18 protein-coding genes are annotated in these 22943 nt (G+C 58.9%); 17 read left to right on the top strand and 1 reads right to left on the bottom strand.

The window, feature by feature from the left end:
- Window positions 1-76: 76 nt before the first annotated feature.
- From rpsL to GYM67_RS06100, 15 genes are all read left to right on the top strand, one after another.
- Window positions 77-448, top strand: coding sequence for a 30S ribosomal protein S12 (gene rpsL, locus GYM67_RS06170; RefSeq protein WP_015022141.1), 372 nt, complete (start codon window positions 77-79; stop codon window positions 446-448).
- A gap of 3 nt (window positions 449-451) precedes the next feature.
- Complete coding sequence (gene rpsG, locus GYM67_RS06165; RefSeq protein WP_015022140.1) at window positions 452-922, top strand: 30S ribosomal protein S7; 471 nt, start codon at window positions 452-454, stop codon at window positions 920-922.
- Between the two features lie 26 nt (window positions 923-948).
- Entirely contained in the window at window positions 949-3075 is a 2127-nt protein-coding gene (gene fusA, locus GYM67_RS06160) for an elongation factor G (RefSeq protein WP_045924656.1), read from the top strand.
- A 195-nt stretch (window positions 3076-3270) separates the two neighbouring features.
- On the top strand, window positions 3271-4470 hold the full coding sequence (tuf, locus tag GYM67_RS06155; RefSeq protein WP_220236084.1) for an elongation factor Tu: 1200 nt from the start codon (window positions 3271-3273) through the stop codon (window positions 4468-4470).
- A 236-nt stretch (window positions 4471-4706) separates the two neighbouring features.
- The gene (gene efp / locus GYM67_RS06150) at window positions 4707-5270 is read left to right on the top strand and encodes an elongation factor P (RefSeq protein WP_045924655.1); all 564 of its coding nucleotides are present in this window, start codon (window positions 4707-4709) and stop codon (window positions 5268-5270) included.
- 23 nt (window positions 5271-5293) lie between these two features.
- A complete protein-coding gene (nusB, locus tag GYM67_RS06145; protein ID WP_220236083.1) occupies window positions 5294-5998 on the top strand; it encodes a transcription antitermination factor NusB in 705 nt (234 codons plus the stop codon).
- A gap of 196 nt (window positions 5999-6194) precedes the next feature.
- Entirely contained in the window at window positions 6195-7406 is a 1212-nt protein-coding gene (gene carA / locus GYM67_RS06140; RefSeq protein ID WP_258561458.1) for a glutamine-hydrolyzing carbamoyl-phosphate synthase small subunit, read from the top strand.
- Window positions 7399-10773, top strand: a complete 3375-nt coding sequence (carB, locus tag GYM67_RS06135; protein WP_220236081.1) for a carbamoyl-phosphate synthase large subunit — start codon at window positions 7399-7401, stop codon at window positions 10771-10773. The genes carA and carB overlap by 8 nt, the downstream gene beginning before the upstream one ends.
- 97 nt (window positions 10774-10870) lie before the next feature.
- The gene (gene gmk, locus GYM67_RS06130) at window positions 10871-11494 is read left to right on the top strand and encodes a guanylate kinase (RefSeq protein ID WP_220237437.1); all 624 of its coding nucleotides are present in this window, start codon (window positions 10871-10873) and stop codon (window positions 11492-11494) included.
- 110 nt (window positions 11495-11604) lie between these two features.
- On the top strand, window positions 11605-12510 hold the full coding sequence (locus GYM67_RS06125) for a glycyl-radical enzyme activating protein (RefSeq protein ID WP_220236080.1): 906 nt from the start codon (window positions 11605-11607) through the stop codon (window positions 12508-12510).
- Window positions 12511-12595: 85 nt separating this feature from the next.
- Entirely contained in the window at window positions 12596-13342 is a 747-nt protein-coding gene (locus tag GYM67_RS06120) for a DeoR/GlpR family DNA-binding transcription regulator (protein WP_220236079.1), read from the top strand.
- Between the two features lie 356 nt (window positions 13343-13698).
- Window positions 13699-16125, top strand: coding sequence for a glycyl radical protein (locus tag GYM67_RS06115; protein WP_220236078.1), 2427 nt, complete (start codon window positions 13699-13701; stop codon window positions 16123-16125).
- An 81-nt stretch (window positions 16126-16206) separates the two neighbouring features.
- The gene (locus GYM67_RS06110; protein ID WP_220236077.1) at window positions 16207-16884 is read left to right on the top strand and encodes a transaldolase family protein; all 678 of its coding nucleotides are present in this window, start codon (window positions 16207-16209) and stop codon (window positions 16882-16884) included.
- Window positions 16885-17042: 158 nt separating this feature from the next.
- A complete protein-coding gene (locus GYM67_RS06105) occupies window positions 17043-18032 on the top strand; it encodes an ROK family protein (RefSeq protein WP_220236076.1) in 990 nt (329 codons plus the stop codon).
- Window positions 18029-19183 carry a PTS transporter subunit EIIC gene (locus GYM67_RS06100; RefSeq protein WP_220236075.1) on the top strand — a complete coding sequence of 385 codons (1155 nt, stop codon included), beginning with the start codon at window positions 18029-18031 and terminating at the stop codon, window positions 19181-19183. Before GYM67_RS06105 ends, GYM67_RS06100 begins: the two co-directional genes overlap by 4 nt.
- Before the next feature lie 90 nt (window positions 19184-19273).
- On the opposite strand, the gene ilvD is transcribed toward GYM67_RS06100, so the two are convergent.
- Complete coding sequence (ilvD, locus tag GYM67_RS06095; RefSeq protein WP_220236074.1) at window positions 19274-21136, bottom strand: dihydroxy-acid dehydratase; 1863 nt, start codon at window positions 21134-21136, stop codon at window positions 19274-19276.
- Window positions 21137-21314: 178 nt separating this feature from the next.
- Here ilvD and rpoZ point away from each other — a divergent pair, with 178 nt between their 5' ends.
- Together rpoZ and metK are read left to right on the top strand one after the other, a co-directional pair.
- Window positions 21315-21599 carry a DNA-directed RNA polymerase subunit omega gene (rpoZ, locus tag GYM67_RS06090; protein WP_015022131.1) on the top strand — a complete coding sequence of 95 codons (285 nt, stop codon included), beginning with the start codon at window positions 21315-21317 and terminating at the stop codon, window positions 21597-21599.
- Window positions 21600-21660: 61 nt separating this feature from the next.
- Window positions 21661-22881 (top strand): methionine adenosyltransferase, encoded by a 1221-nt coding sequence (gene metK, locus GYM67_RS06085; protein ID WP_220236073.1) that lies wholly within the window; start codon window positions 21661-21663, stop codon window positions 22879-22881.
- Window positions 22882-22943 lie beyond the last annotated feature (62 nt).

The following is a 22943-nucleotide window of genomic DNA, read 5'->3' as shown; positions in this document are numbered from 1 at the left end:
AGCGACTGCGGCTGCGGTGCGGCGGTCTCGCAGTGCAAACGAAGACAAGTTCATCGAAGGAATCGGAGAGAGTCAGTTGCCAACAATTGAACAGCTCGTCCGCAAAGGGCGTAAGGCCAAGCCTCGCAAGTCGAAGACTTTGGCGCTTAAGGGCAGCCCGTTGCGTCGCGGCGTATGCACCCGTGTTTACACCACCACCCCCAAGAAGCCGAATTCGGCTCTGCGGAAGGTTGCCCGTGTCCGTCTGAGCTCCGGCATTGAGGTTTCCGCCTACATCCCCGGCGAGGGCCACAACCTGCAGGAGCACTCCATCGTGTTGGTGCGCGGCGGACGTGTCAAGGATCTGCCCGGCGTGCGCTACCACATCGTGCGCGGTGCGTTGGATACCCAGGGAGTCAAGGATCGCAAGCAGGGCCGTTCCCTGTACGGAGCAAAGAAGGCCAAGTAACACATGTCACGCAAAGGACCAGCTAAAAAGCACCAGCTCCTGCCCGATCCCATCTACGGTTCCACCGTGGTGGCCCAGCTGATCAACAAGATCCTGCTGGACGGCAAAAAGTCCATCGCCGAGAACATCGTCTACACCGCTCTGGAGCAGGTCAAGGAGAAGACCGACCAGGAGCCTGTGGCCGTGCTCAAGCGCGCCTTGGACAACATTCGTCCCAGCCTGGAGGTCCGCAGCCGTCGTGTCGGCGGCGCCACCTACCAGGTCCCCGTCGAGGTCAAGCCGAACCGCGCCAATACGCTCTCGTTGCGGTGGCTGACCGATTACAGCCGCGCCCGTCGTGAGAAGACCATGTCGGAGCGGCTGGCCAACGAGATTCTTGATGCCTCCAACGGCCTGGGTGCTGCGGTCAAGCGCCGCGAGGACACCCACAAGATGGCCGAGGCCAACAAGGCGTTCGCCCACTATCGCTGGTAATCCCAAGAGAGCGAGAACAAGGAATTATGGCACAAGACGTGCTCACGGACCTGACCAAGGTCCGCAACATCGGCATCATGGCCCACATTGATGCCGGCAAGACAACGACGACCGAGCGTATCCTCTACTACACCGGCGTCAATTACAAGATCGGCGAGACCCACGATGGCGCCTCCACTATGGACTGGATGGATCAGGAGAAGGAACGTGGCATCACGATTACCTCCGCCGCCATCACGGCCTTCTGGAACCGTCAGTCTCACGATCCTGAGGACCGCTACCAGATCAACATCATCGACACTCCCGGCCACGTGGACTTCACCGCCGAGGTGGAGCGCTCCCTGCGCGTGCTCGATGGAGCTGTGGCGGTGTTCGACGGCAAGGAGGGCGTGGAACCCCAGTCCGAGACCGTCTGGCGTCAGGCTGACAAGTATGGCGTGCCCCGCATCTGCTTCATCAACAAGATGGACAAGCTGGGCGCCGACTTCTACTACTCGGTGGACACCATCAAGGACAAGTTGGGCGTCAAGCCGCTGGTCATGCAGCTGCCCATCGGCGCTGAGAGCGACTTCCACGGCGTGGTCGACCTGGTTCGCATGGTGGCCTACTACTGGAAGGACGAGGCCGACCTAGGCGCCAAGTATGAGACCATCGACATCCCCGATGATCTCAAGGACAAGGCCGAGCAGTACCACACCGAGCTGCTCGAGGCCGTGGCCGAGTCGGACGAGGACCTGCTTGAGAAGTACCTGGGCGGCGAAGAGATCTCCCAGCAGGAGATCCGCACCGCTGTGCGCAAGATGACCATCGAGCAGTCAGCCTTCCCGGTCTTCTGCGGATCCGCTTTCAAGGACAAGGGCGTGCAGCCCATGTTGGACGCGGTCGTGGACTACCTGCCCAGCCCCGAGGACGTGCCGGCCATCAAGGGCTACAAGATCGGCGACGAGTCCGTCGAGATCGATCGCAAGCCCACCGTGGACGAACCTTTCTCAGCCCTTGCATTCAAGGTGGCCACCCACCCCTTCTACGGCAAGCTGATCTACGTGCGCGTCTACTCCGGCAAGGTGGCTCAGGGCGAAACGGTCCTGGACTCCACCAAGGACAAGAAGGAGCGCGTCGGCAAGCTCTTCCAGATGCACTCCAACAAGGAGAATCCGGTCGATGAGGCCATCGCCGGCAACATCTACGCTTTCGTCGGGCTCAAGAACGTCACCACTGGTGATACCCTGTGCGACGAAAAGGCGCCGCTGGTGCTGGAATCCATGACCTTCCCCGATCCTGTGATCGAGGTGGCCGTGGAGCCTAAGACCAAGGCCGACCAGGAGAAGATGGGCATCGCCCTGCAGAAGCTCTCCGAGGAGGATCCCACCTTCCAGGTCAAGACCGACGAAGAGTCCGGCCAGACCCTGATCTCCGGCATGGGCGAGCTCCAGCTGGACATCCTGGTGGACCGCATGCGTCGCGAGTTCCATGTGGAGTGCAACGTGGGCAAGCCCCAGGTGGCCTACCGCGAGACCATCCGCAAGCCCGTCATGAACCAGGAATACACCCACAAGAAGCAGACCGGCGGTTCCGGCCAGTTCGCCAAGGTGCTCATGAACTTCGAGCCCTTGGATACTTCTGAGGGCGAATCCTACATCTTCGAGAACAAGGTCACCGGCGGCCACATCACCAAGGAGTTCATCCCCTCGGTCGATGCTGGTGTGCAGGAGGCCATGGAGTCCGGCGTGCTGGCAGGCTTCCCGGTCGTGGGCGTTAAGGCGACCCTGACCGACGGCCAGATCCACGAGGTCGACTCTTCGGAGATGGCCTTCAAGATTGCAGGCTCCATGTGCTTCAAGGAGGCTGCTCCCAAGGCCAAGCCCGTCATCCTCGAGCCTATTATGGCTGTGGAGGTCCGTACTCCCGAGGAGTACATGGGCGACGTCATGGGCGACATCAACTCCCGGCGTGGCTCCATCCAGTCCATGACCGACGCCACCGGTGTCAAGGTCATCGACGCCAAGGTGCCCCTGTCGGAGATGTTCGGCTATATTGGCGACCTCAGGTCCAAGACCCAGGGGCGCGCCATGTTCACCATGCAGATGGACTCCTACGCTGAGGTCCCCAAGGCCGTCAGCGACGAGATCATCAAGGCCCAGCGGGGCGAGTAATGCCGGTCCGGTCCGCCGCTACTGCGGGCCGCCGCAAAAAGGCTCTTCTGTCACAAGTCGGCGCTACACTCTTGTAGCGCTGACTGGGCGGAGGGCAAAAGTGGCAAAGAACCCGATAACCCAGTAATATGTAGCGAGTGCTCTGTGCGTGGTTCGTGCAGGCAACCTACGAGACGTCCAGGAGGACAAAACACAATGGCAAAGGAAAAGTACGAGCGGAACAAGCCGCACGTTAACATTGGCACCATCGGCCACGTCGATCACGGCAAGACCACCCTGACCGCGGCCATCTCCAAGGTGCTGCACGAGGAGTACCCGGACGTCAACCCCGAGTACGATTTCGCTCAGATTGATGCTGCTCCTGAGGAGAAGGAGCGCGGCATCACCATCAACATCGCACACATCGAGTACCAGACTGCCAAGCGCCATTACGCCCACGTGGACTGCCCCGGACACGCCGACTTCGTCAAGAACATGATCACCGGCGCTGCTCAGATGGATGGCGCCATCCTGGTGGTCGCCGCCACTGACGGCCCCATGGCCCAGACTCGCGAGCACGTGCTGCTGGCCCGCCAGGTCGGCGTGCCGAAGATCCTGGTCGCCCTGAACAAGTGCGACATGGTCGACGACGAAGAGCTGATCGAGCTGGTCGAGGAAGAAGTCCGCGATCTGCTGGACGAGAACGGCTTCGATCGCGACTGCCCTGTCATCCGCACCTCCGCCTATGGCGCCCTGCATGACGATGCCCCTGACCACGACAAGTGGGTTCAGACCATCAAGGACCTCATGGATGCCGTCGACGACTACATCCCCACTCCGGTCCACGACCTGGACAAGCCCTTCCTGATGCCCATCGAGGATGTCTTCACCATCTCCGGCCGTGGCACCGTGGTGACCGGCCGTGTCGAGCGTGGCAAGCTGCCCGTGAACACCAACGTGGAGATCGTCGGTCTGCGTGAGACCCAGTCCACCACCGTCACCTCCATTGAGACCTTCCACAAGCAGATGGACGAGGCTGAGGCTGGCGACAACACCGGCCTGCTGCTGCGCGGCATCGGCCGTGAGGACGTTGAGCGCGGCCAGGTTGTGGCTGCTCCCGGCACCGTCACCCCTCACCACAAGTTCGAGGGCGAGGTCTACGTGCTGACCAAGGACGAGGGTGGACGCCACTCGCCGTTCTTCTCCAACTACCGTCCGCAGTTCTACTTCCGGACCACCGACGTCACCGGCGTCATCACCCTGCCCGAAGGCGTGGAGATGGTTCAGCCCGGCGATCACGCCACCTTCTCTGTCGAACTGATCCAGCCCGTCGCCATGGAAGAGGGCCTGACCTTCGCTGTTCGTGAAGGCGGCCACACGGTTGGCTCAGGCCGAGTCACCAAGGTCATCGAGTAGGATTGCCTGTCGCTTATCGACACAATCCGATGACGGGGCCCGGAATCCTTTCTGTGATTCCGGGCCCCGCCCATATCCGGCAGGCCTCGCCGTCGGGCCAGCCCCGGTGTTCATGCGCCGTGGCATAATAGGCGAGGATTTATCGTGAGCGGGCTGGATCCTGTGTGGCCCGGTGCTTTCGGCAGATGGCCAGGAGCCCTCCGAAGGAACGTTCATAAGAATGAGGTGGTATCAAGATGGCACAGACTTCCAACGACATCAAGAACGGATCGGTCATCAACCTGGACGGCAAGCTTTGGACCGTCATCAAGTTCCAGCATGTCAAGCCAGGCAAAGGGCCGGCCTTTGTGCGCACGACCATCAAGGACGTCCTTTCGGGCAAGATCGTGGACCGCACCTTCAACGCGGGCATGAAGATGGACTTCGAGACCGTCGACAATAGGACCATGCAGTACTCCTACCGGGATGGCGACTCATTCGTCTTCATGGATATGAACACCTACGAACAGGTCAACATCCCCGAAACCCTGGTCGGCGATCAGGAGCGCTTCCTGCTTGAGGGCACCGACTGCATCATCAGCTTCCATGACGGCAACCCGCTGTCCGTAGAACTGCCTGCATCCGTGGTGCTGACTGTGACCGCAACTGAGCCTGGCGTCCAGGGCAACCGCTCCAACGCCGGCACCAAGCCCGCCACTGTGGAGACCGGAGCAGAGATTCAGGTGCCCCTCTTCGTGGGTGAGGGCGAGAAGGTCAAGGTGGACACCCGCGACGGTTCCTACCTGGGCCGCGAGAACTGAGCAAGTCTGGAAACCACGTATCCATGGCACGTTCCACAGCCCGCAAGCGGGCCTTGAACACTCTGTATGAGGCCGATGAGAAGAGCCAGGATTTCCTCTCCCTGCTGGAGGAGCGCAAGGTTCGGCCGGGGGCGCAGACACCTCTGCCTGCCTATGCTGTGACCCTCGTTGAGGGTGTGGCAGGGCATCGTCGGGATATTGATGAGGCCCTGCAAACCCATTCCACCCGGTGGCCGCTGAGCCGCATGCACGCCATCGACCGCAACATTCTGCGTATTGCCGCCTGGGAGATACTCTACAACCCTGACGTTCCCGACAAGGTGGCCATCGATGAGGCCCTGTCCCTGGCCAAGACCCTCTCGGATGCTGACGCCCCTTCCTTCATCCATGGGCTTCTGAGCGCCCTGGAGCAGGAGAAGGATGAGCATCAGTCTCGTCGTGATCAAGCCGATCGGATCGCTGCCCTGGCAGATGCCGAGGCTGATGCGGATTTTTCGGATGATGAATCTGGTAAGGCAAAAGCAGGGGTCGCATCCACCGAGCCGGTCTCCTCTGAGGATGACCATGCTGACAACGAGTCGGAATCGGCAACAGCTACACCGGAAAGAGGGGATTCCAACCAGGTTCTTGACCATGCGGTCGGCCAGTCGGCCCCCAGCTTGGACCAGCTCAAACTGACCCTGCCAGAAGAACTGACACCGGATGCGGATCGCCCGTCAGGCGACTGAGCAATGATCCGGATAAAGGCCGAACGATGTCAGCTGGCTGTAAGGGCATCGGGTCGGCCTTTTGCCATATTCAAGCCGGGAGATCAGCTGGGCTTGCGGCAAGCTTTGCTCAACCATTCTCTGAACAATCCGTTCGGCATGATCCATGGGGGTCATTAATATGGGTGCGAATATTCACAGCAAACAAGGGGGTTCGGTGAACCTGAAGGACACCAACGCCACCATCTCCAATCGTCGTTTCTCCGATTCCGCCATCCTTCTGCTGGAGGACGGCCAGGTGTATGAGGGAAAGGCCTTCGGGGCACTGGGCAGCACTATCGGTGAGGTCGTATTCGCCACAGGGATGACCGGATACCAGGAGACCCTGACCGATCCCAGCTATGATAGACAGATTGTGGTCCAGACATTTCCGCACATCGGCAATACCGGTGTCAACGGGGAGGACGGCGAGTCGTCACGCATATGGGTGTCCGGATATGTGGTCCGGGAACCCAGTCCTGCTTTTAGCAATTGGCGGGCTACAGGCGGTCTCCAAGGGGAGATGATAGATCAAGGCATCGTCGGGATCAGCGGCATAGACACTCGCCGGCTCGTGCGGCACCTGCGTTCAGCGGGCGTCATGCGGGCCGGTGTTTTTTCTGGATCGGCCCTGGACGATGCCAGCATTCAAGGTCTCTTGGATCAAGTCAGACAGGCGCCGACCATGGGTGGCTCCCACCTGACCGGCGAGGTTAGCACCAACCATGCTTACACGGTGGAGCCCTGTGGCAAATACCTGGATAGAGAGCCGCTTTGCACGGTGGCTGCTGTCGATTTGGGCATCAAGGCCATGACTCCTCATCGGCTGGCCGAGCGCGGATGCCGGGTCCACCTGCTGCCCGTGGGCACCACTTTGGAGTCTATTCGCTTGCTCAATCCAGATGGTGTTTTTTTCTCCAACGGTCCCGGCGACCCCTCTACGGCCGACCAGGAGGTGGCCCTCCTGCGCCAGGTGCTTGATGCAAGGCTGCCCTTCTTTGGCATCTGCCTGGGCAACCAGCTTCTGGGCCGTGCCCTGGGCTTCGAAACCTACAAACTCAAATTCGGCCATCGTGGCATCAATCAGCCGGTAATGGATTTAAGCACTGGCAAGGTTGAGATCACCGCCCACAATCACGGATTCGCAGTCAAGGCTCCCAAGGGGGACCCTGTGCCCTCGCCCTATGGTGAGGGCCGATATGGTCGTGTCCGGGTCTCTCATGTCGATCTCAACGACGAAGTGGTCGAGGGTCTGGAGTGTCTGGATATTCCGGCCTTCTCCGTTCAATACCATCCGGAGGCGGCGGCTGGTCCGCACGATGCCTCCTATCTGTTTGACAGGTTCGTCACTTTGATGCAGGACGCCAAGGAGGGGAAGGCACATGCCTAAGCGACAGGACATCCATTCGGTCATGGTCATCGGCTCGGGGCCTATTGTCATCGGACAGGCGGCTGAATTCGACTATTCGGGGACCCAGGCCTGCCGGGTGCTGCGCGAAGAGGGGATTCGCGTCATCCTGGTCAACTCCAATCCCGCCACCATCATGACGGACCCGGAGATGGCCGATGCCACCTACATCGAGCCCATCGCTCTGCCTTTCCTGGAGCGGATCATTGCCAAAGAGCGGCCGGATGCTCTATTGCCCACCCTGGGCGGCCAGACCGCTCTGAACGCTGCCGTGGAGCTGGGCAAGGCTGGCGTGCTGGAGCGCTACGGGGTGGAGCTCATCGGCGCTTCGCTGGAGGCTATCGACAGGGGAGAGGACCGCGAGCTCTTCAAGCAGGTAGTGGACCAGGCTGGCGCTGAGTCGGCCAAGTCCCGCATCGCTCACAGCCTGGATGAGGCCGAGGCAGTAGCTGCCGAACTGGGCTACCCCCTAGTGGTTCGTCCTTCTTTCACCATGGGTGGCTTGGGCTCGGGCATCGCCCATGATCGCGAGGAGCTGCGGCGGATCGCCGGTGCTGGCATCCACTATTCGCCCACCGACGAGATTCTTCTGGAGGAGGGCATCGAGGGTTGGAAGGAGTATGAGCTGGAGCTCATGCGCGACCGCTTGGACAATGTGGTTGTGGTCTGCCCTATCGAGAATGTGGACCCGGTCGGCGTGCACACCGGCGACTCCATCACCGTGGCTCCGGTCTTCACCCTGACCGACCGGGAGTATCAGCGCATGCGCGACATCGGCATCGCCATCATCCGCGGCGTGGGGGTGGACACGGGCGGTTGCAATATCCAGTTCGCCGTCAACCCCGAGAACGGCCGGATCATCGTCATCGAAATGAATCCGCGTGTTTCGCGGTCCTCGGCTCTGGCTTCCAAGGCCACAGGCTTTCCCATCGCCAAGATTGCGGTCAAGCTGGCCCTGGGATACACCTTGGATGAAATCGAGAACGACATCACCCGCTCAACCCCCGCATCCTTCGAACCGACCATCGACTACGTGGTCACCAAGATTCCGCGCTTCACCTTCGAGAAGTTCCCCGGGGCGGACACGACCCTGACCACCTCGATGAAGTCCGTGGGCGAGGCCATGGCCCTGGCCGGCAACTTCCGCGAATCCCTGGGCAAGGCTATGCGCTCCGTCGACAAGCGGCACATGACCTTCTCCTGGGATGGTCCCCGGCCCGACCAGGCCGAGGCCGACCAGCTGCTGAAGGCCATGCGCACTCCCACCGAGCACCGCTACCTGCAGATCCAACGGGCTTTCTGGGCCGGAGCCACCGTGGAGCAGGTCCACCAGGCTACCAGGATCGACCCCTGGTTCCTGGAGCAGATCAGCATGATCAACGGGCTGGCCTTTCAGGTGCGCCAGTCCGAGGTCCTGGACGAGGACCTGCTGCGCCGAGCCAAGCAATCAGGACTAAGCGACCTGCAAATCGCCCACCTGCGCGGCATGGGCGACCAGGGTGAGGCGGTCGTCAGAGAACTGCGCTGGGCCTTCGGTCTTCACCCGGTCTATAAGACTGTGGATACTTGCGCAGCCGAGTTCGATGCGGCCACCCCCTACTACTACTCCTGCTACGCCGATGAGTCCGAGCTGCGCCCCCGTCAACGCGAGGCGGTCATCATCCTGGGCTCGGGACCCAACCGGATCGGCCAGGGTGTCGAGTTCGACTACACCTGCGTGCATGCCGTCCAGGAGCTGGGCAAGGACTATGACACCATCATGGTCAACTGCAACCCTGAGACGGTCTCCACCGATTACGACATGTCGGACAGGCTCTATTTCGAACCGCTGACCTTCGAGGACGTTCTGGAGATCTACCGGGCCGAGAAGGCCATGGGGCCGGTCAAGGGTGTCATTGTTCAGCTGGGCGGTCAGACGCCCCTGTCCCTGGCGGCCAGGCTCAAGGCGGCCGGGGTGCCCATCCTGGGAACCAGTCCCGAGTCCATCGACCTGGCCGAGAACCGTGAACTCTTCGGCCAGGTGCTCGCCAAGGAGCATTTGAACGCACCGCGGTACGGCACCGCTCTTTCCCTCGATGAGGCCAAGGAGGCAGCCCATGCCATCGGCTACCCGGTTCTGGTCAGGCCCTCCTACGTGCTGGGCGGCCGAGGCATGGAGATCGTCTATGACGATGACCAGCTGGGCACCTACGTGGACCGGGCCCTGGAGGAGGCCAAGGCCGATACGGTGGTCTCTGGACGGCTGCCCTCGCCTCTGCTGATTGACAAGTTCCTTCAGGATGCCATAGAGATCGACGTGGATGCCCTCTATGACGGGCAGGAGCTTTACGTCGGCGGGATCATGGAGCATGTGGAGGAGGCCGGGGTCCACTCCGGCGATGCCGCCTGCACCCTGCCGCCCTCCACGCTCTCTGACGACCAGATCCATCGGTTGCGCCAGGCCACCCTGGCCATAGCCCAGGGTTGCAGGGTCCAGGGGCTGATCAACGTTCAATATGCCTTCATGTCCAACACCCTCTACGTGATCGAGGCCAATCCCCGCGCCTCCCGGACTGTTCCCTTTGCCTCCAAGGCCACGGGTACGGCACTGGCCAAGGCTGCAGCGCGGATCATGGTGGGGGAATCCATCGATCAACAACGGGCCAGTGGTCTGCTGCTGCCTGTCGGTGACGGCGGCATGGTCCGTGTCGGACAGCCCGTGGCGGTCAAGGAGTCCGTCCTGCCCTTTAAGCGCTTCCGCACTCCGGTGGGCCGGACTGTGGACATTCTGCTGGGCCCGGAGATGCGTTCCACCGGAGAGGTCATGGGCTTCGATCGGGACTTCCCCCACGCTTTTGCCAAGAGCCAGCTGGCCGCCTACCAAGGAGGATTGCCCACCGGTGGGGTCGCCTTCCTGTCGGTCAATGACGAGGACAAGCGCCAGCTGCCCATGCTGGCGGCCCGTCTGCTGGAGCAGGGCTTCAGCATCTGTGCCACTCGTGGCACAGCCTCCGTCCTGCGTCGGTACGGCTTCGACGTGGCCGTTGTCGACAAGATTAGCGATGGCGAAGAGCAGGGTCGGGCTTTCACGGATTCGGATGGGGTCAGGCACATGGGCCGGAATCCTGTTCAGCTTATTGAGGATGGGGCCATCGACATGATTCTCAACACGCCCAGCTCCAGGGGTTCCCGTTCTGACGGCTATCTGATCCGGGTGGCCGCCATAGCTGCCGATCTGCCGCAGTTCACCACCATCACCGAATTCTCAGCCGCCCTGATGGCAATTGACGTGGTCAAAAAAGACGACTACGAGGTCATGAGCATTCAGGAGCACGCGGCCCGACTGCTGGAGCTGGAGAAGGCCAGGTAGGTACTGGCTATATGATTAACCCATGTTCCGGTCCAGATATGCCGGAGGATGATCTTTAGGAAAGGAAGTGGCCGTGTCAGCAATCAACGGTGCCGACATGTCGATACAGGACTCTTCGGAAGCGCAGACCGGAGGGGCGGGGAAGACTGGCGGCCGGCTGATCGTGCTCACAGGGCCCACGGCCGTAGGCAAGGGCACTGTGGAGGCGGCCCTGCGTCATGCCCACCCAGAGGTCTGGGTCTCCGTCTCGGCCACCACCCGGGCGCCGCGTCCGGGCGAGAAGGACGGCGTCACTTACTGGTTCATGGATGAGCAGGAATTTGCCCGCAGGGAGGCCGCCGGGGACTTTCTGGAAACCGCCCTGGTCCATGGCATGTCCCACTATGGCACCCCGTTGCAGCCGGTCCTGGACCATCTGGCAGCAGGGGTGCCCACGATTCTGGAGATCGACCTGCAGGGGGCGCACCGTGTCCGCCAACGGGCGGGGGAGCTGGGCCTGGAAGTGTTCTACGTCTTCTTGGCGCCGCCCTCATTTCATGACCTGGTCACCAGGCTGAACATGAGGGGAACCGAAAATGAAGAGCAGCGTGCCCGCAGGCTGGAGACCGCCAAGGTGGAGCTGGCCTCCGAGGATCAGTTCGACCAGGTCATAGTCAACGACAGCGTGGATAAAGCAGCCCAGGCGCTCTGGGAGGTAATCGCCAAGGAATACGAATTTTAAATATTAGGTCTCTTCCGCGAATCAATATGACTTGTATTGCTTTCATATGTAATGTATGATTGCTTCAGAAGAAAGAATAGTTGTTCGGGTCTTGCGCAATGGAGGCGACCATGGTATCCGCCACTGTATTTAACATCCAGCAGTTTAGTTTGAATGACGGGCCCGGCATCCGTACGGTGGTCTTCCTCAAGGGTTGTCCTATGAGGTGCGGCTGGTGCTCCAACCCGGAGAGCCAGATCCGCACGCCTCAATTCGAGTGGGATCCCAAATCGTGTTCGGGGTGTTTTGCTTGCAATGCTCTGCCTGCGTCCCCGGGATTCGTCAAGACCGACCGGAGCAGAGCTGTGGACGTGCATGCACTGCGATATGACGATTCCGCTGCTCTGGAGGCCACACGCGAGTGCAAGGGACTGAGTCTGGTTGGGAGGACGCGCGATCTGGATGAAGTTGTCGATCAGTGTATGAAAGATCTGCCTTTCTATCGTCAGAGCGGTGGAGGGGTAACGCTTTCAGGCGGCGAACCCTTGGTGTGGGGGCACTTCTGTGTGGCCCTGCTGTCGGCCTTGCAGGATCGGGGCATTGACACCAACATCGAAACCACAGGACATGTACCGGAATCAGTCTTCAGAAGCGCCCTGGATCACCTGGATCACGTCTTCATCGATATGAAACATTGGGACGAACAGGTTCATAAGGAGGGGACTGGGGTTGGTCTGAGTCTGATTGAGCGCAACACCAGTTACGCCCTGCATAGCGGCAAGGATGTCCTGGTTCGAACCCCGGTGATTCCTGACTATAACGATAAGATGAATGATGCCCGGCAGATGGCGTTGCGCCTGCTGAAGCTGGGCGCGGATAGGGTTCAGCTTCTGCCTTTCCATAATTTCGGTGAGTCCAAATATGATCTTCTGCAGCGCGACGATTACAAGTACAGTAATGTACCCAACACTCATCAGGAAGATCTGGAAGACTACCGACAGGTCTATGAGCAGGAAGGTGTGCACGCCTTCTTCTGAAGCTCGCTTGACTTTCACGACGGCTTTCGGCATTCTAGAATGTTCATGACGGGGCGGGTGACCTCTCGACTAAGGACGGGTTCAGGTGGACAATCGTGCCAACGGCATCCTTGAGATGCTCATCGACAGAGAGCGAATGGAGGTCAGCGAGATCGCCAAGGGTATGGGCGTCTCTCAGGTGACCGTACGTAAATATTTGAACGAGCTGGAGAGTCGTGGTCTCATCACCAGAGAGCATGGGTATGCTGCCATCAAAAGCACAGACAATGTCGAAGGTCGCTTGGCTCGTCACTATGAGCAGAAGCTGAGGATTGCGCGTAGGGCTGTCGCCTGTGTGCCTGACGGCGGCACGGTCATCGTGGAGAATGGCAGCTGCTGCGCTCTGCTGGCGGTTGAGCTGGCGCGTACCAAAAAGGACCTGACCATCATCACTAACAGTGCCTTCGTGGCTCACTATACCGGTGATGCCGGCAACTGCCAGATTATTCTGATTGGCGGTATCTATCAGCACAGCGCCCAAGTTCTGGTGGGTCCCATGGTTCCCTTGTGTCTTACTGGCATACAGGTGGATGTGATGTTCATCGGGGCTGATGGGTTTGACCCTGATACCGGGTTCGCCAACCGTGATCAGATGCGGGCTCAGGCTGTCCGTGACATGGCCATGCACGCCATGCGCATTGTGATTCTTACGGAGAGCGAGAAGTTTGGCCATGGCAGCACGGTCTCGCTGAATCTTCCTCAAAAAAGCACCATGGTTATCACCGATAACAACATTACCGCAGAAGCATCGAAACAGCTGTTGGATCATGGCATCGATCTGGAGACAGTCTGACACGAGAATCTACTGAGACGGTATAAACCATGTATTGAGTGCCCTTCTTGGGCATCTACTGCACCGCTCGCCTTTTTCTTTCTTTCCTGCGCGAGTGGCTGATTGACGGTCTTCGCTGTGAGTCGCGCAGCGAAGACCGAATGAGATTCATCAGTGTCCATTATCAATGTGCAAACCATACCTGTGTATCATATGATCTATTTGTCTCTTACGAATAAAAGAAATATACGTTTCAAAATTGCATTTATTGCTAACGTATGATAGTTTTCTAGTGAAATGTGATTTGGAGCACACTGTGGTGTGGATCTAGCGGTTTACAGAAAGACCCGAATCGCGGTGTTCTGGAAGGAAGAAAAATGAACGAAGAACATTTCGGCAAGCTGACACCCCGGATGGAGTCCTTCCGTGATCAGCTCCTCTCGGTGACCCCGAAGGTCGACGTCGAGCGTGCGATGATCACCACTGAGGTATATAAAAAATGTCAGGATCAGCCGCTGGCCATAAAGAGAGCCATCATGCTCAAGCGGGTTTTGGAATCGATGTCTATTTACATCGAGCCGGAAACTCTCATTGTTGGCAATCAGGCCTCGGCCAACCGAGCTGCACCCATCTATCCCGAATATGCTATGGGCTGGGTCATTGATGAGCTGGACCAATTCGACAAGCGTGACGGCGACGTCTTCACCATCACCGAAGAAAACAAGGAGAGGCTGCGTTCCATTGCACCCTTCTGGGAGCATAACACGCTTCAGGATCGTGGACTGGCAGCCTTCCCTCCTCACTCCAAGCTCTTTTATGATTTGGGAATCATCAAGTCTGAGGGCAACATCACCTCTGGCGATGCACACTGCGCCGTCAACTACGCTGTCGTTCTCAGCCATGGCCTCAAGGACTTCAGCCGTCGGGCTCAGGAAAAGCTGGATGAGCTCGATCTGACCGATTACCGGAACATTCACAAGAGCTACTTCTACAGGGCCATCATCATCGTGATTGACGCCATGAAGACTTTTGCTCACCGCTACGCTGAGCTGGCGCTGAAGCAGGCCAGGCAGGCAGCTGACGAGGGCAATGACAAGCGTGCCGAGGAGCTGCGTGGAATGGCGGAAGCCTTGGAGCACGTGCCCTATGAGCCCGCCAGGAATCTGCGTGAAGCCGTTCAGTCGGTCTGGCTGGTGCATCTGGCCCTGCAGATCGAATCCAACGGTCACTCGCTCTCCTATGGGCGCATGGATCAATACCTGGATCCCTTCTATGAGAAGGATCTGAAGGCCGGGCTCATTGATGAGCCCCAGGCTGTCGAACTGATGACCAACCTTTGGCTGAAGACCTACACCATCAACAAGATCCGTCCATGGAGCCACACGCAATTCTCTGCTGGTTCACCCCTGTATCAGAATGTAACAGTGGGCGGCCAGAAGCTGGTGAACGGTCAGCCCCAGGATGCCACCAATCCCATGAGCTGGCTCATTCTCAAGTCCGTTGCTCAGAGCCATCTGACACAGCCCAACCTCACGGTTCGTTATCACGAGAACCTGCCCGATGACTTCATGTCAGAGTGCATTGAGGTGGTTCGTTGCGGTTTCGGCATGCCGGCCTTCAACGATGATGAGATCATCATCCCTAGCTTCATCGACAAGGGTGTTAGCCGCGAGGATGCTTACGAGTATTCGGCCATAGGATGCGTAGAGACCGCTGTTCCTGGTAAGTGGGGATACCGATGCACGGGTATGAGCTTCCTCAACTTCCCCAAGGCTCTGCTGATCGCCATGAATGACGGCGTGGACCCGGCTAGCGGTACCAAGCTAGTCGAAGGGGTCGGTCACTTTACAAACTTCACCAGTTTCGATCAGGTCGAAGCCTGCTGGGACAAGGTCATTCGCGAGATGTGCAGGCAGTGTGTCATCATTGACGCCACATGCGACATGGTTCTCGAACATGACACCGCTGATATTCTCTGCTCCGCGTTGACCGATGATTGCATCGAGCGTGGACTGAATATGAAGGAGGGCGGAGCGCACTATGACTTCATCTCCGACCTGCAGGTGGGTATAGCCAACCTGGCCGATTCCTTGGCTGCCGTGAAGAAGATGGTCTTCGAGGAGCACAAGGTCACACCTGCCAGGCTTTGGCAGGCCATGCAGGAGAACTGGGAAGGCGAGGAGAATGAGCGTATTCGCCGACTCATGCAGAGGGCTCCCAAGTACGGCAACGACGACGACTACGTCGACAGCCTGATCCGCAAGGCCTACGACGTGTATATCGACGAAATGAAGAAGTACCACAACACACGGTACGGCCGTGGTCCCATCGGCGGCACCTACAGCGCCGGCACAAGCTCCATCTCAGCCAACGTTCCCCAGGGTGCAGGGACTCTGGCCACCCCCGATGGCCGCAAGAACGGCGAGCCATTGGCCGAAGGCTGCAGTCCCTCTCACTTGGCAGACAAGCATGGTCCTACGGCTGTCTTTAAATCAGTGTCCAAGCTGCCGACTGAGGACATTACTGGCGGGGTCCTGCTCAACCAGAAGATGACGCCGCAGGTGCTGGCCAAGCCGGAGAACCGGGTAAAGCTCTCCCAGGTCACCCGCGCCTTCTTCGACCAGTTGCACGGTTACCACGTGCAGTACAACGTGGTCTCCCGCGACACCCTGCTGGATGCTCAGGCTCACCCTGACAAGCACAGGGACTTGATTGTCAGGGTAGCCGGATACAGCGCCTTCTTTACGGTGCTATCCAAGGCTACACAGGACGACATCATCGAGCGGACTGAGCAGACGTTCTGAACACCATTTAGCCTGCCGGGAAGTCATTCCCGGCAGGCCCTACATAAACAAAGTCCATCTAGATAAGTGAAGGACACTAGTATGAAACTGATCATCGATGATGCCGATACGCAAGCCATCAGAAGGCTGATTGACATCTACCCTATTGACGGGGTCACCACCAATCCCAGCATTCTGGCCAAAGCGGGCAGACTTCCCTTCGAGGTTCTGAAAGAGATACGCTCCATCATTGGTTCGGATTTGGAACTGCATGCACAGGTGGTCGCTACCGACAGTGCCGGCATGGTGGCTGATGCGCACAGGATCGTCGAAGAGCTCGGGCCCAACACCTTCCCCAAGGTTCCCAGCGTACCCCAGGGATTCAAAGCTATGAAGACCCTTGTAGCCGAAGGTGTGAAGGTGACTGCGACGGCTATTTACACGCCTCTGCAAGGTTTTCTGGCCGCCAAGGCCGGAGCCTCCTATGCAGCCCCATACATCAACAGGATTGACAACATGGGCTACAACGGCGTTCAGGCCGCCAAGACCATTCATGACATTTTCCGTACTAATGATCTTGACTGTGAGGTCCTAGCCGCCAGCTTCAAGAATTCGCAGCAGGTTCTGGAGCTGGCCCAGTACGGCATCGGAGCGGCTACGCTTAGCTCGTCCATAATCGATGGCCTCGTGAAGAACCAAGCGATCTCAGCTGCAGTAGAAGTCTTCAACGCTGACTTCCAAGGCTTGGTTGGTGCCGGAAGGACCATGGCCGACTGCTAGCGATGACCGAGTGGAGCGGTCATTTTCTTCTGGGGCATGGCATTAGCGGTATTCATGCCCCCGTCTGCGTATTCTCCTCCTGAATGGTTGGATAACCGGGGCGAGGATGATACGAAGTACTTGTCTGATATGCGAAGTTCGTTATGCAAGGATGCATCATGAAAATTCTTACCGTAGACATTGGTGGCACCACCATCAAATATGCCTACATGCTGGAAGACACCTCAATCGTTTCTCGTAACTCCATGCCTACGCCTCAGCGTGGGCGTGACGAACTGATTGGGGCTCTGACCCAGTTGTTCGAACAAGAGCCGGGTGTGCAGGGGATCGCCATATCCATGCCCGGAATTATCGACAGCAAAAAAGGCTACTGCGCCATGGGCGGTGCCTTGAGATACAACGACGACTTCTATATAAGGCACGCTCTCTTCCGCAATTGTCCTGTGCGCATCGTCATTCAGAACGATGCCAAATGCGCAGCCATGGCCGAATCCCGAGTCGGCAGCCTGCAGGATGTGCAGGATGGCTTCGTCATTATTCTCGGCACAATGATCGGTGGTGGCTTCATCGTCAATCACCAGCTCTACCCCGGACGCCATTTTTCCGCCGGGGAGGTCAGCTATATTATGACTTCTTCCCAGGATCCACCGACCCAGGATGGCGTGTGGGGAAACCAATGCAGTGCCACCGGTTTGTGCAAGACCTATGCCGAGCGCAAGAACCTTGATCTTTCGGATGTAGACGGTGTCGCCTTCTTCAAGGCGGTCGACGAGCAAGACCAGACGGCCTTGGAATGCCTTGATTCCTATGCGCACGATGTGGCGGTACAGATATACAACATTCAGAACATTTGCGATCCTCAACGTTTTGCCATTGGCGGTGGTATATCGGCCCAGCCGGCTCTAATAGAAGCCATCCGAAGCAATCTGGACCGACTCTATGCCACCTGTCCCTATCACGTCTCACGTGCCGAGGTGGCAGCCTGCAAATTCCAGAATGATGCGAATCTGGTAGGAGCGCTCCAATGCTATCTGGAGGATGCCGACGAAGTGGAGTACTTCGGAAAGAATCCCCAGATGAGTGCCAACGGAGAAGTGATGGAGAGCACTGAGCCGGCTCTGGTCAACGATTTCGGCGGCGTATTATGAAAGGGCGGTCCGCCAAAGAACTTTTTGATATCGTCATTGATGGAATATCGGGCATCTTTCTTCCAATAGTCAATCTGCTGTCGACCGTCGGCATCATGAAAGGTGTCCTCGTCATTCTGACGACGACCCATGTGCTGAGCACCAGCGACCAGACCTATCTTGTGCTGGATGCCATGGCCTCCAGTTTGTTTACCTTCCTGCCCATGCTCTTGGCCTACACGTCAGCCAAGAAGTTCGGTGCTGATCCATTCATCGCTGTGGTTATCGCCGGCATGCTGCTCTATCCCAATCTGGTTGCGGTACAGGAGGTCGGCAAGACCATCAGGTTTCTCGGCATTCCGATCCTGGGTGTCAAGTATGCCTCCAGCGTGATACCCATCATTCTGGCCGTTGGCGTCTTGGTCTATTTGGAACGATGGCTGGATAGGGTGTTGCCCGAAGTGATTAGGGGATTCCTGACGCCTCTGGTCTGCATCTTGGTCATAGGGCTCCTCACCCTCTTTGCCTTTGGTCCCATAGGCAAGATCATTGGTGACGGACTGGCAGCTGGCTATGAATGGGTGTACGCACTCTCACCGGTCATTGCTGGACTTTTGCTGGGGGCCACTGTCCAGCCCATGGTCATTTTCGGATTCCACTGGAGTCTGATTCTCATAGCCATGAACAACATTGCCGTCAGCGGTCATGATACCGTTCTAGCCATGATGGGTCCGGCGGTCTTCGCGCAGGCAGGAGCTGCGCTGGCCGTGATGTTCAAGAGCCATGACAAGGCATTCAAATCAACCTGTCTGTCAGCTACGGTTTCGGCCCTATTCGGTATCACGGAACCGTCTATGTTTGGAGTCAATCTGCCCAGAAAGAGGCCACTCTTGGCCGTCTGCGTCGGCGGGGGCATAGGCGGCGTCATCGCAGGACTTTCCGGCGTACAGGCCACGGCTTTCGCCTTTCCCAGTCTGGCTGCCTTGCCCATATTCTTCGGTCATGGGTTCGTTGTCTACTTGGGCGCCTGCCTGGCAGGTATGCTCGTGGCCTTCCTCCTGACTATGGTGCTTAAATTCCGAGTCGACAATCTAGAAGAAACTGTGGAGGCGGAACCGTCTTCATCCGAAGTTTCGGAAACTGTGCCTGCCAAGACGACCGTACTCGTCTGAGTGATGCATCTCTTTATAATGAATGCCCGGGCATCGATTGGTGATTCGATGACCGGGCATTATGGTCAGTCTTGCTGCTGGGCTCAGCCTCTATCGGTCCAGACCCGACAGTCGGTTGATTAGATCCGGGTCGCGGGTGGCGCCCTTGTCTGCCGAGCGGGCGAAGGCGGCGTAGGCCTTCAGCGCCAGAGAGACCTTGCGGTCCCTGTGAGCCATGTATCCCTCGCCGGCCTCCAGTTCTGCGCGTCGCCGGGCGAGTTCCTGATCGCTCAGTTCAACGTCTACACGCCGGTTGGGGATGTCGATGCAGATCATGTCGCCGTTGCGTATCAGAGCGATGGGGCCCTTGTTGGCTGCTTCAGGAGCGATATGGCCGATTGCCAGGCCCGATGAGCCGCCTGAATAGCGGCCGTCGGTCAGCAGGGCCACGTCCTTGCCGATGCCCTTGCCCTTGACGAATGAAGTAGGGTAGAGCATCTCCTGCATGCCAGGGCCACCCTTGGGTCCCTCGTAACGGATGACCAGGGCCTGACCCTTGTGCAGAGTGCCGTTGAGGATGACCTCCACGGCCTGCTCCTGCGATTCGACCACCAGGGCCGGTCCGCGGAAGTTCCAGATTTCCTTGGGCACGCCTGCGGTCTTGACAACGCAGCCATCGGGGGCCAGATTGCCGCGAAGTATGGCCAGGCCGCCTTCGGAGACAGCAGGATGATCCAGGTCGTGGATGGCGCCGTTGACACGGTCGGTGTCCAGGTCCTCCCACTCCTTGGACTGGTTGAAGGGCTCGGGGGAGGTGATGCGCCCGGGCGCTGCGTGGTAGAGCTCCTTGGCCTGGTCCAAGCAGGTGGGACGCATGATGTCCCAGTCGTTGAGCTTGGACTCAAGGTCCGGGTAATCGATGGAATGCGTATCCTGGTGAAGGACCCCGCCGCGGTCCAGCTCGCCCAGGATGCCGCAGATGCCACCGGCCCGGTGGACGTCGGATATCTCCCAGTCTCCGGAGGGAGAGGCCTTGCAGATGCAGGGAACCGTGTGGGAGATGCGCTCGATGTCGTCCAGGGTGAAACCCACATCCGCCGACTGCGCGGCAGCAAGGATATGCAGGACGGTGTTGGTTGACCCGCCCATGGCCACATCCATGGTCATGGCGTTTTCGAAGGCCTTCTTGGTGGCGATGGACCGTGGCAGGACCGAGTCGTCGTCATCCCGGTAGTACCGGTTGGCAATCTCGACGACCAGCTTGCCGGCTCGCTCGAAGAGCATCTTTCGAGCTGTGTGCGAGGCCAGGGTGGTGCCGTTGCCGGGCAGGGCCAGCCCCATGGCCTCAGTCAGGCAGTTCATGGAGTTGGCGGTGAACATGCCGGCGCAGGATCCGCAGGTGGGGCAGACCGTCTTCTCCAGTGCCAGCAGACTTGCATCGTCGATGTTGTCGTCCGCCGAAGCATACATGACGTCGATCAGATCGGTGCTTTCATGGACTGTTCCATCGGGCATGACTGTACGCCCAGCCTCCATGGGGCCGCCGGAGACGAAGACCGTGGGAATGTTCAGACGCAGGGCTGCCATGAGCATGCCGGGGGTGATCTTGTCACAGTTGGAAATGCAGATCAGGGCATCAGCGCAGTGGGCGTTGACCGAGTACTCCACAGCGTCCGCTATCAGGTCACGGCTGGGCAGGGAATAGAGCATGCCCGTATGGCCCATGGCGATGCCGTCGTCTACGGCGATGGTGTTGAACTCGCGGGGGATGCCGCCCGCTTCCTTGACAGCCTTGGAGACCAGGCGCCCCACCTTATTCAGATGGACGTGGCCGGGTACGAATTCAGAGAAGGAATTGGCGATGGCCACGATGGGCTTACCGAAGTCTTCGCCCTTGACGCCGGCGGCACGATAGAGAGCACGGGCGCCTGCGAACTCTCGTTCCTTCATCAACTTGGCTGATCGCATCTGCATAGTTTTATTCAAGTGATCACGGGCATCAACGGTTTGAACATGACCACATGTTGGAATTTCCGGCTTGTTTGCACTGCTTTTCCCGGCAGAGAAGCATCCCAGGATAAAATCGAGCCCGGGCGGTAAAATTATACAGATTGAATGAATGGTTCATCCAGTTGAATTGGAGAAACATCTTATGGCATTCGGTACCGAGCCCCATCCGCAGGGATTTGCGAATCCTCCCATCGACGACCTCATGAAGCACGCCGATTCGAAGTATGCGCTCTCTATATTCGCAGCCAAGCGGGCCCGTCAGATCAATTCCTATTTCACGCAACTCAATGAGGGTCTGTTGCAGAACGTCGGCCCGCTGGTCGAGTACCAGAACCAGGAGAAGCCTCTGTCCATAGCCTTCCGTGAAATCAACGAGGGCCTGCTTGAGGAGACCCTGGGCGAGGACGATCTGAGCGAAGGCAACTGAGTCTTCGACTCCCGGTGCAAGGTCCCCGAGCGGTGACGGTTTCTAGACAAAGGTGAATGAAATGACAGAGCGACGGCTGATTTCGGCTGAATCGGTGACCGAGGGGCATCCAGACAAGGTTTGCGACCAGATTTCCGATGCCATCCTGGACGATCTGATCGCCCAGGATCCGCACTCGCATGTGGCTGTGGAGACCTCGGCGGCCACTGGACTCTTCTTCGTTTTCGGAGAGGTGTCGTCCCAGGGCTACACGGACATCCAGTCCCAGGTCCGGTCGGTGCTGCGGAGGATCGGCTACACATCGTCTGAAATTGGACTGGACGCGGATTCTTGCGGCGTGACCGTGGCCCTGAGCGAGCAGAGCAAGGAAATCAACCAGGGTGTGGAACGGCTGTCGGCCAGCCAGGAGAGCGCCGCCACCCGCGAGGAGCGTTACCAGTCCCAGGGGGCCGGCGACCAGGGGGTCATGTTCGGGTACGCCTGCGATGAGACCGATTCACTCATGCCCCTGCCCATTTATCTGGCCCACCAGCTGGCCTTCCGGCTGGCTCAGGTGCGCAAGGAGGGGATCATCCCCCACCTGCGGCCCGATGGGAAGACCCAGGTCACCATCGAATACGATCAAGATGACCGGCCCCGCCGGGTGGATACGGTCCTCATCTCCACCCAGCACGATCCAGAGGTTGGGCATGACTGGCTGCAGGAGCAGTTGACGGAGCATGTCATCACGCCCGTGCTGGATCGTGTCTGCGGTCAGGCTGTGGAGCACCAGGGCTACCGTGTGCTGGTCAATCCGACCGGTTCCTTTGTCCTTGGCGGTCCTGCGGCTGACGCAGGACTGACCGGTCGCAAGATCATTGTGGACACCTACGGAGGTGCGGCACATCATGGAGGCGGTGCTTTCTCTGGCAAGGATCCCAGCAAGGTCGACCGGTCCGCGGCTTACGCTGCGCGCTGGGTAGCCAAGAACATCGTGGCCGCCGGACTGGCACACAAGGTCGAGGTCCAGGTGGCTTACGCCATTGGCGTGGCCGAACCGGTCAGCGTCAACGTGGAGACCTACGGCACCGAGCAGGGGGTCAGCCGGGAGCAGATCCAGGAGGCTGTGCGCGTGGTCTTCGATCTGCGGCCTGCAGCTATCATCGATGAGCTGGATCTGTTGAGGCCCATTTACGCCAAGACCGCGGCCTATGGGCACTTCGGTCGGGAGGATCCCGATTTCACTTGGGAGCAGGTGGACAAGGTTGGCGAGCTCAAGGCCGCCATCGGCATGACCAGGTAGTAGCTGTTCATCAAGAGCCACGGCGGGTTTCCCGGGTCATTGACTGGGGAATCCGCCGTGGC

It is taken from the genome of Bifidobacterium asteroides (assembly GCF_019469425.1).
Classification (GTDB): Bacteria; Actinomycetota; Actinomycetes; order Actinomycetales; family Bifidobacteriaceae; genus Bombiscardovia; species Bombiscardovia asteroides_I.
Note: the sequence above shows the minus strand (reverse complement) of the source record. Positions and strands in the feature narration are given on the sequence as shown.

What these genes read in the sequence shown, in the direction of transcription:
- rpsG (WP_015022140.1), top strand. Translation starts at nt 452, where the DNA reads ATGTCACGCAAAGGACCAGCTAAAAAGCACCAGCTCCTGCCCGATCCC.
- fusA (WP_045924656.1), top strand. Translation starts at nt 949, where the DNA reads ATGGCACAAGACGTGCTCACGGACCTGACCAAGGTCCGCAACATCGGC.
- tuf (WP_220236084.1), top strand. Translation starts at nt 3,271, where the DNA reads ATGGCAAAGGAAAAGTACGAGCGGAACAAGCCGCACGTTAACATTGGC.
- efp (WP_045924655.1), top strand. Translation starts at nt 4,707, where the DNA reads ATGGCACAGACTTCCAACGACATCAAGAACGGATCGGTCATCAACCTG.
- nusB (WP_220236083.1), top strand. Translation starts at nt 5,294, where the DNA reads ATGGCACGTTCCACAGCCCGCAAGCGGGCCTTGAACACTCTGTATGAG.
- carB (WP_220236081.1), top strand. Translation starts at nt 7,399, where the DNA reads ATGCCTAAGCGACAGGACATCCATTCGGTCATGGTCATCGGCTCGGGG.
- gmk (WP_220237437.1), top strand. Translation starts at nt 10,871, where the DNA reads ATGTCGATACAGGACTCTTCGGAAGCGCAGACCGGAGGGGCGGGGAAG.
- GYM67_RS06125 (WP_220236080.1), top strand. Translation starts at nt 11,605, where the DNA reads ATGGTATCCGCCACTGTATTTAACATCCAGCAGTTTAGTTTGAATGAC.
- GYM67_RS06115 (WP_220236078.1), top strand. Translation starts at nt 13,699, where the DNA reads ATGAACGAAGAACATTTCGGCAAGCTGACACCCCGGATGGAGTCCTTC.
- GYM67_RS06110 (WP_220236077.1), top strand. Translation starts at nt 16,207, where the DNA reads ATGAAACTGATCATCGATGATGCCGATACGCAAGCCATCAGAAGGCTG.
- GYM67_RS06105 (WP_220236076.1), top strand. Translation starts at nt 17,043, where the DNA reads ATGAAAATTCTTACCGTAGACATTGGTGGCACCACCATCAAATATGCC.
- GYM67_RS06100 (WP_220236075.1), top strand. Translation starts at nt 18,029, where the DNA reads ATGAAAGGGCGGTCCGCCAAAGAACTTTTTGATATCGTCATTGATGGA.
- ilvD (WP_220236074.1), bottom strand. Translation starts at nt 21,136, where the DNA reads ATGCAGATGCGATCAGCCAAGTTGATGAAGGAACGAGAGTTCGCAGGC.
- rpoZ (WP_015022131.1), top strand. Translation starts at nt 21,315, where the DNA reads ATGGCATTCGGTACCGAGCCCCATCCGCAGGGATTTGCGAATCCTCCC.
- metK (WP_220236073.1), top strand. Translation starts at nt 21,661, where the DNA reads ATGACAGAGCGACGGCTGATTTCGGCTGAATCGGTGACCGAGGGGCAT.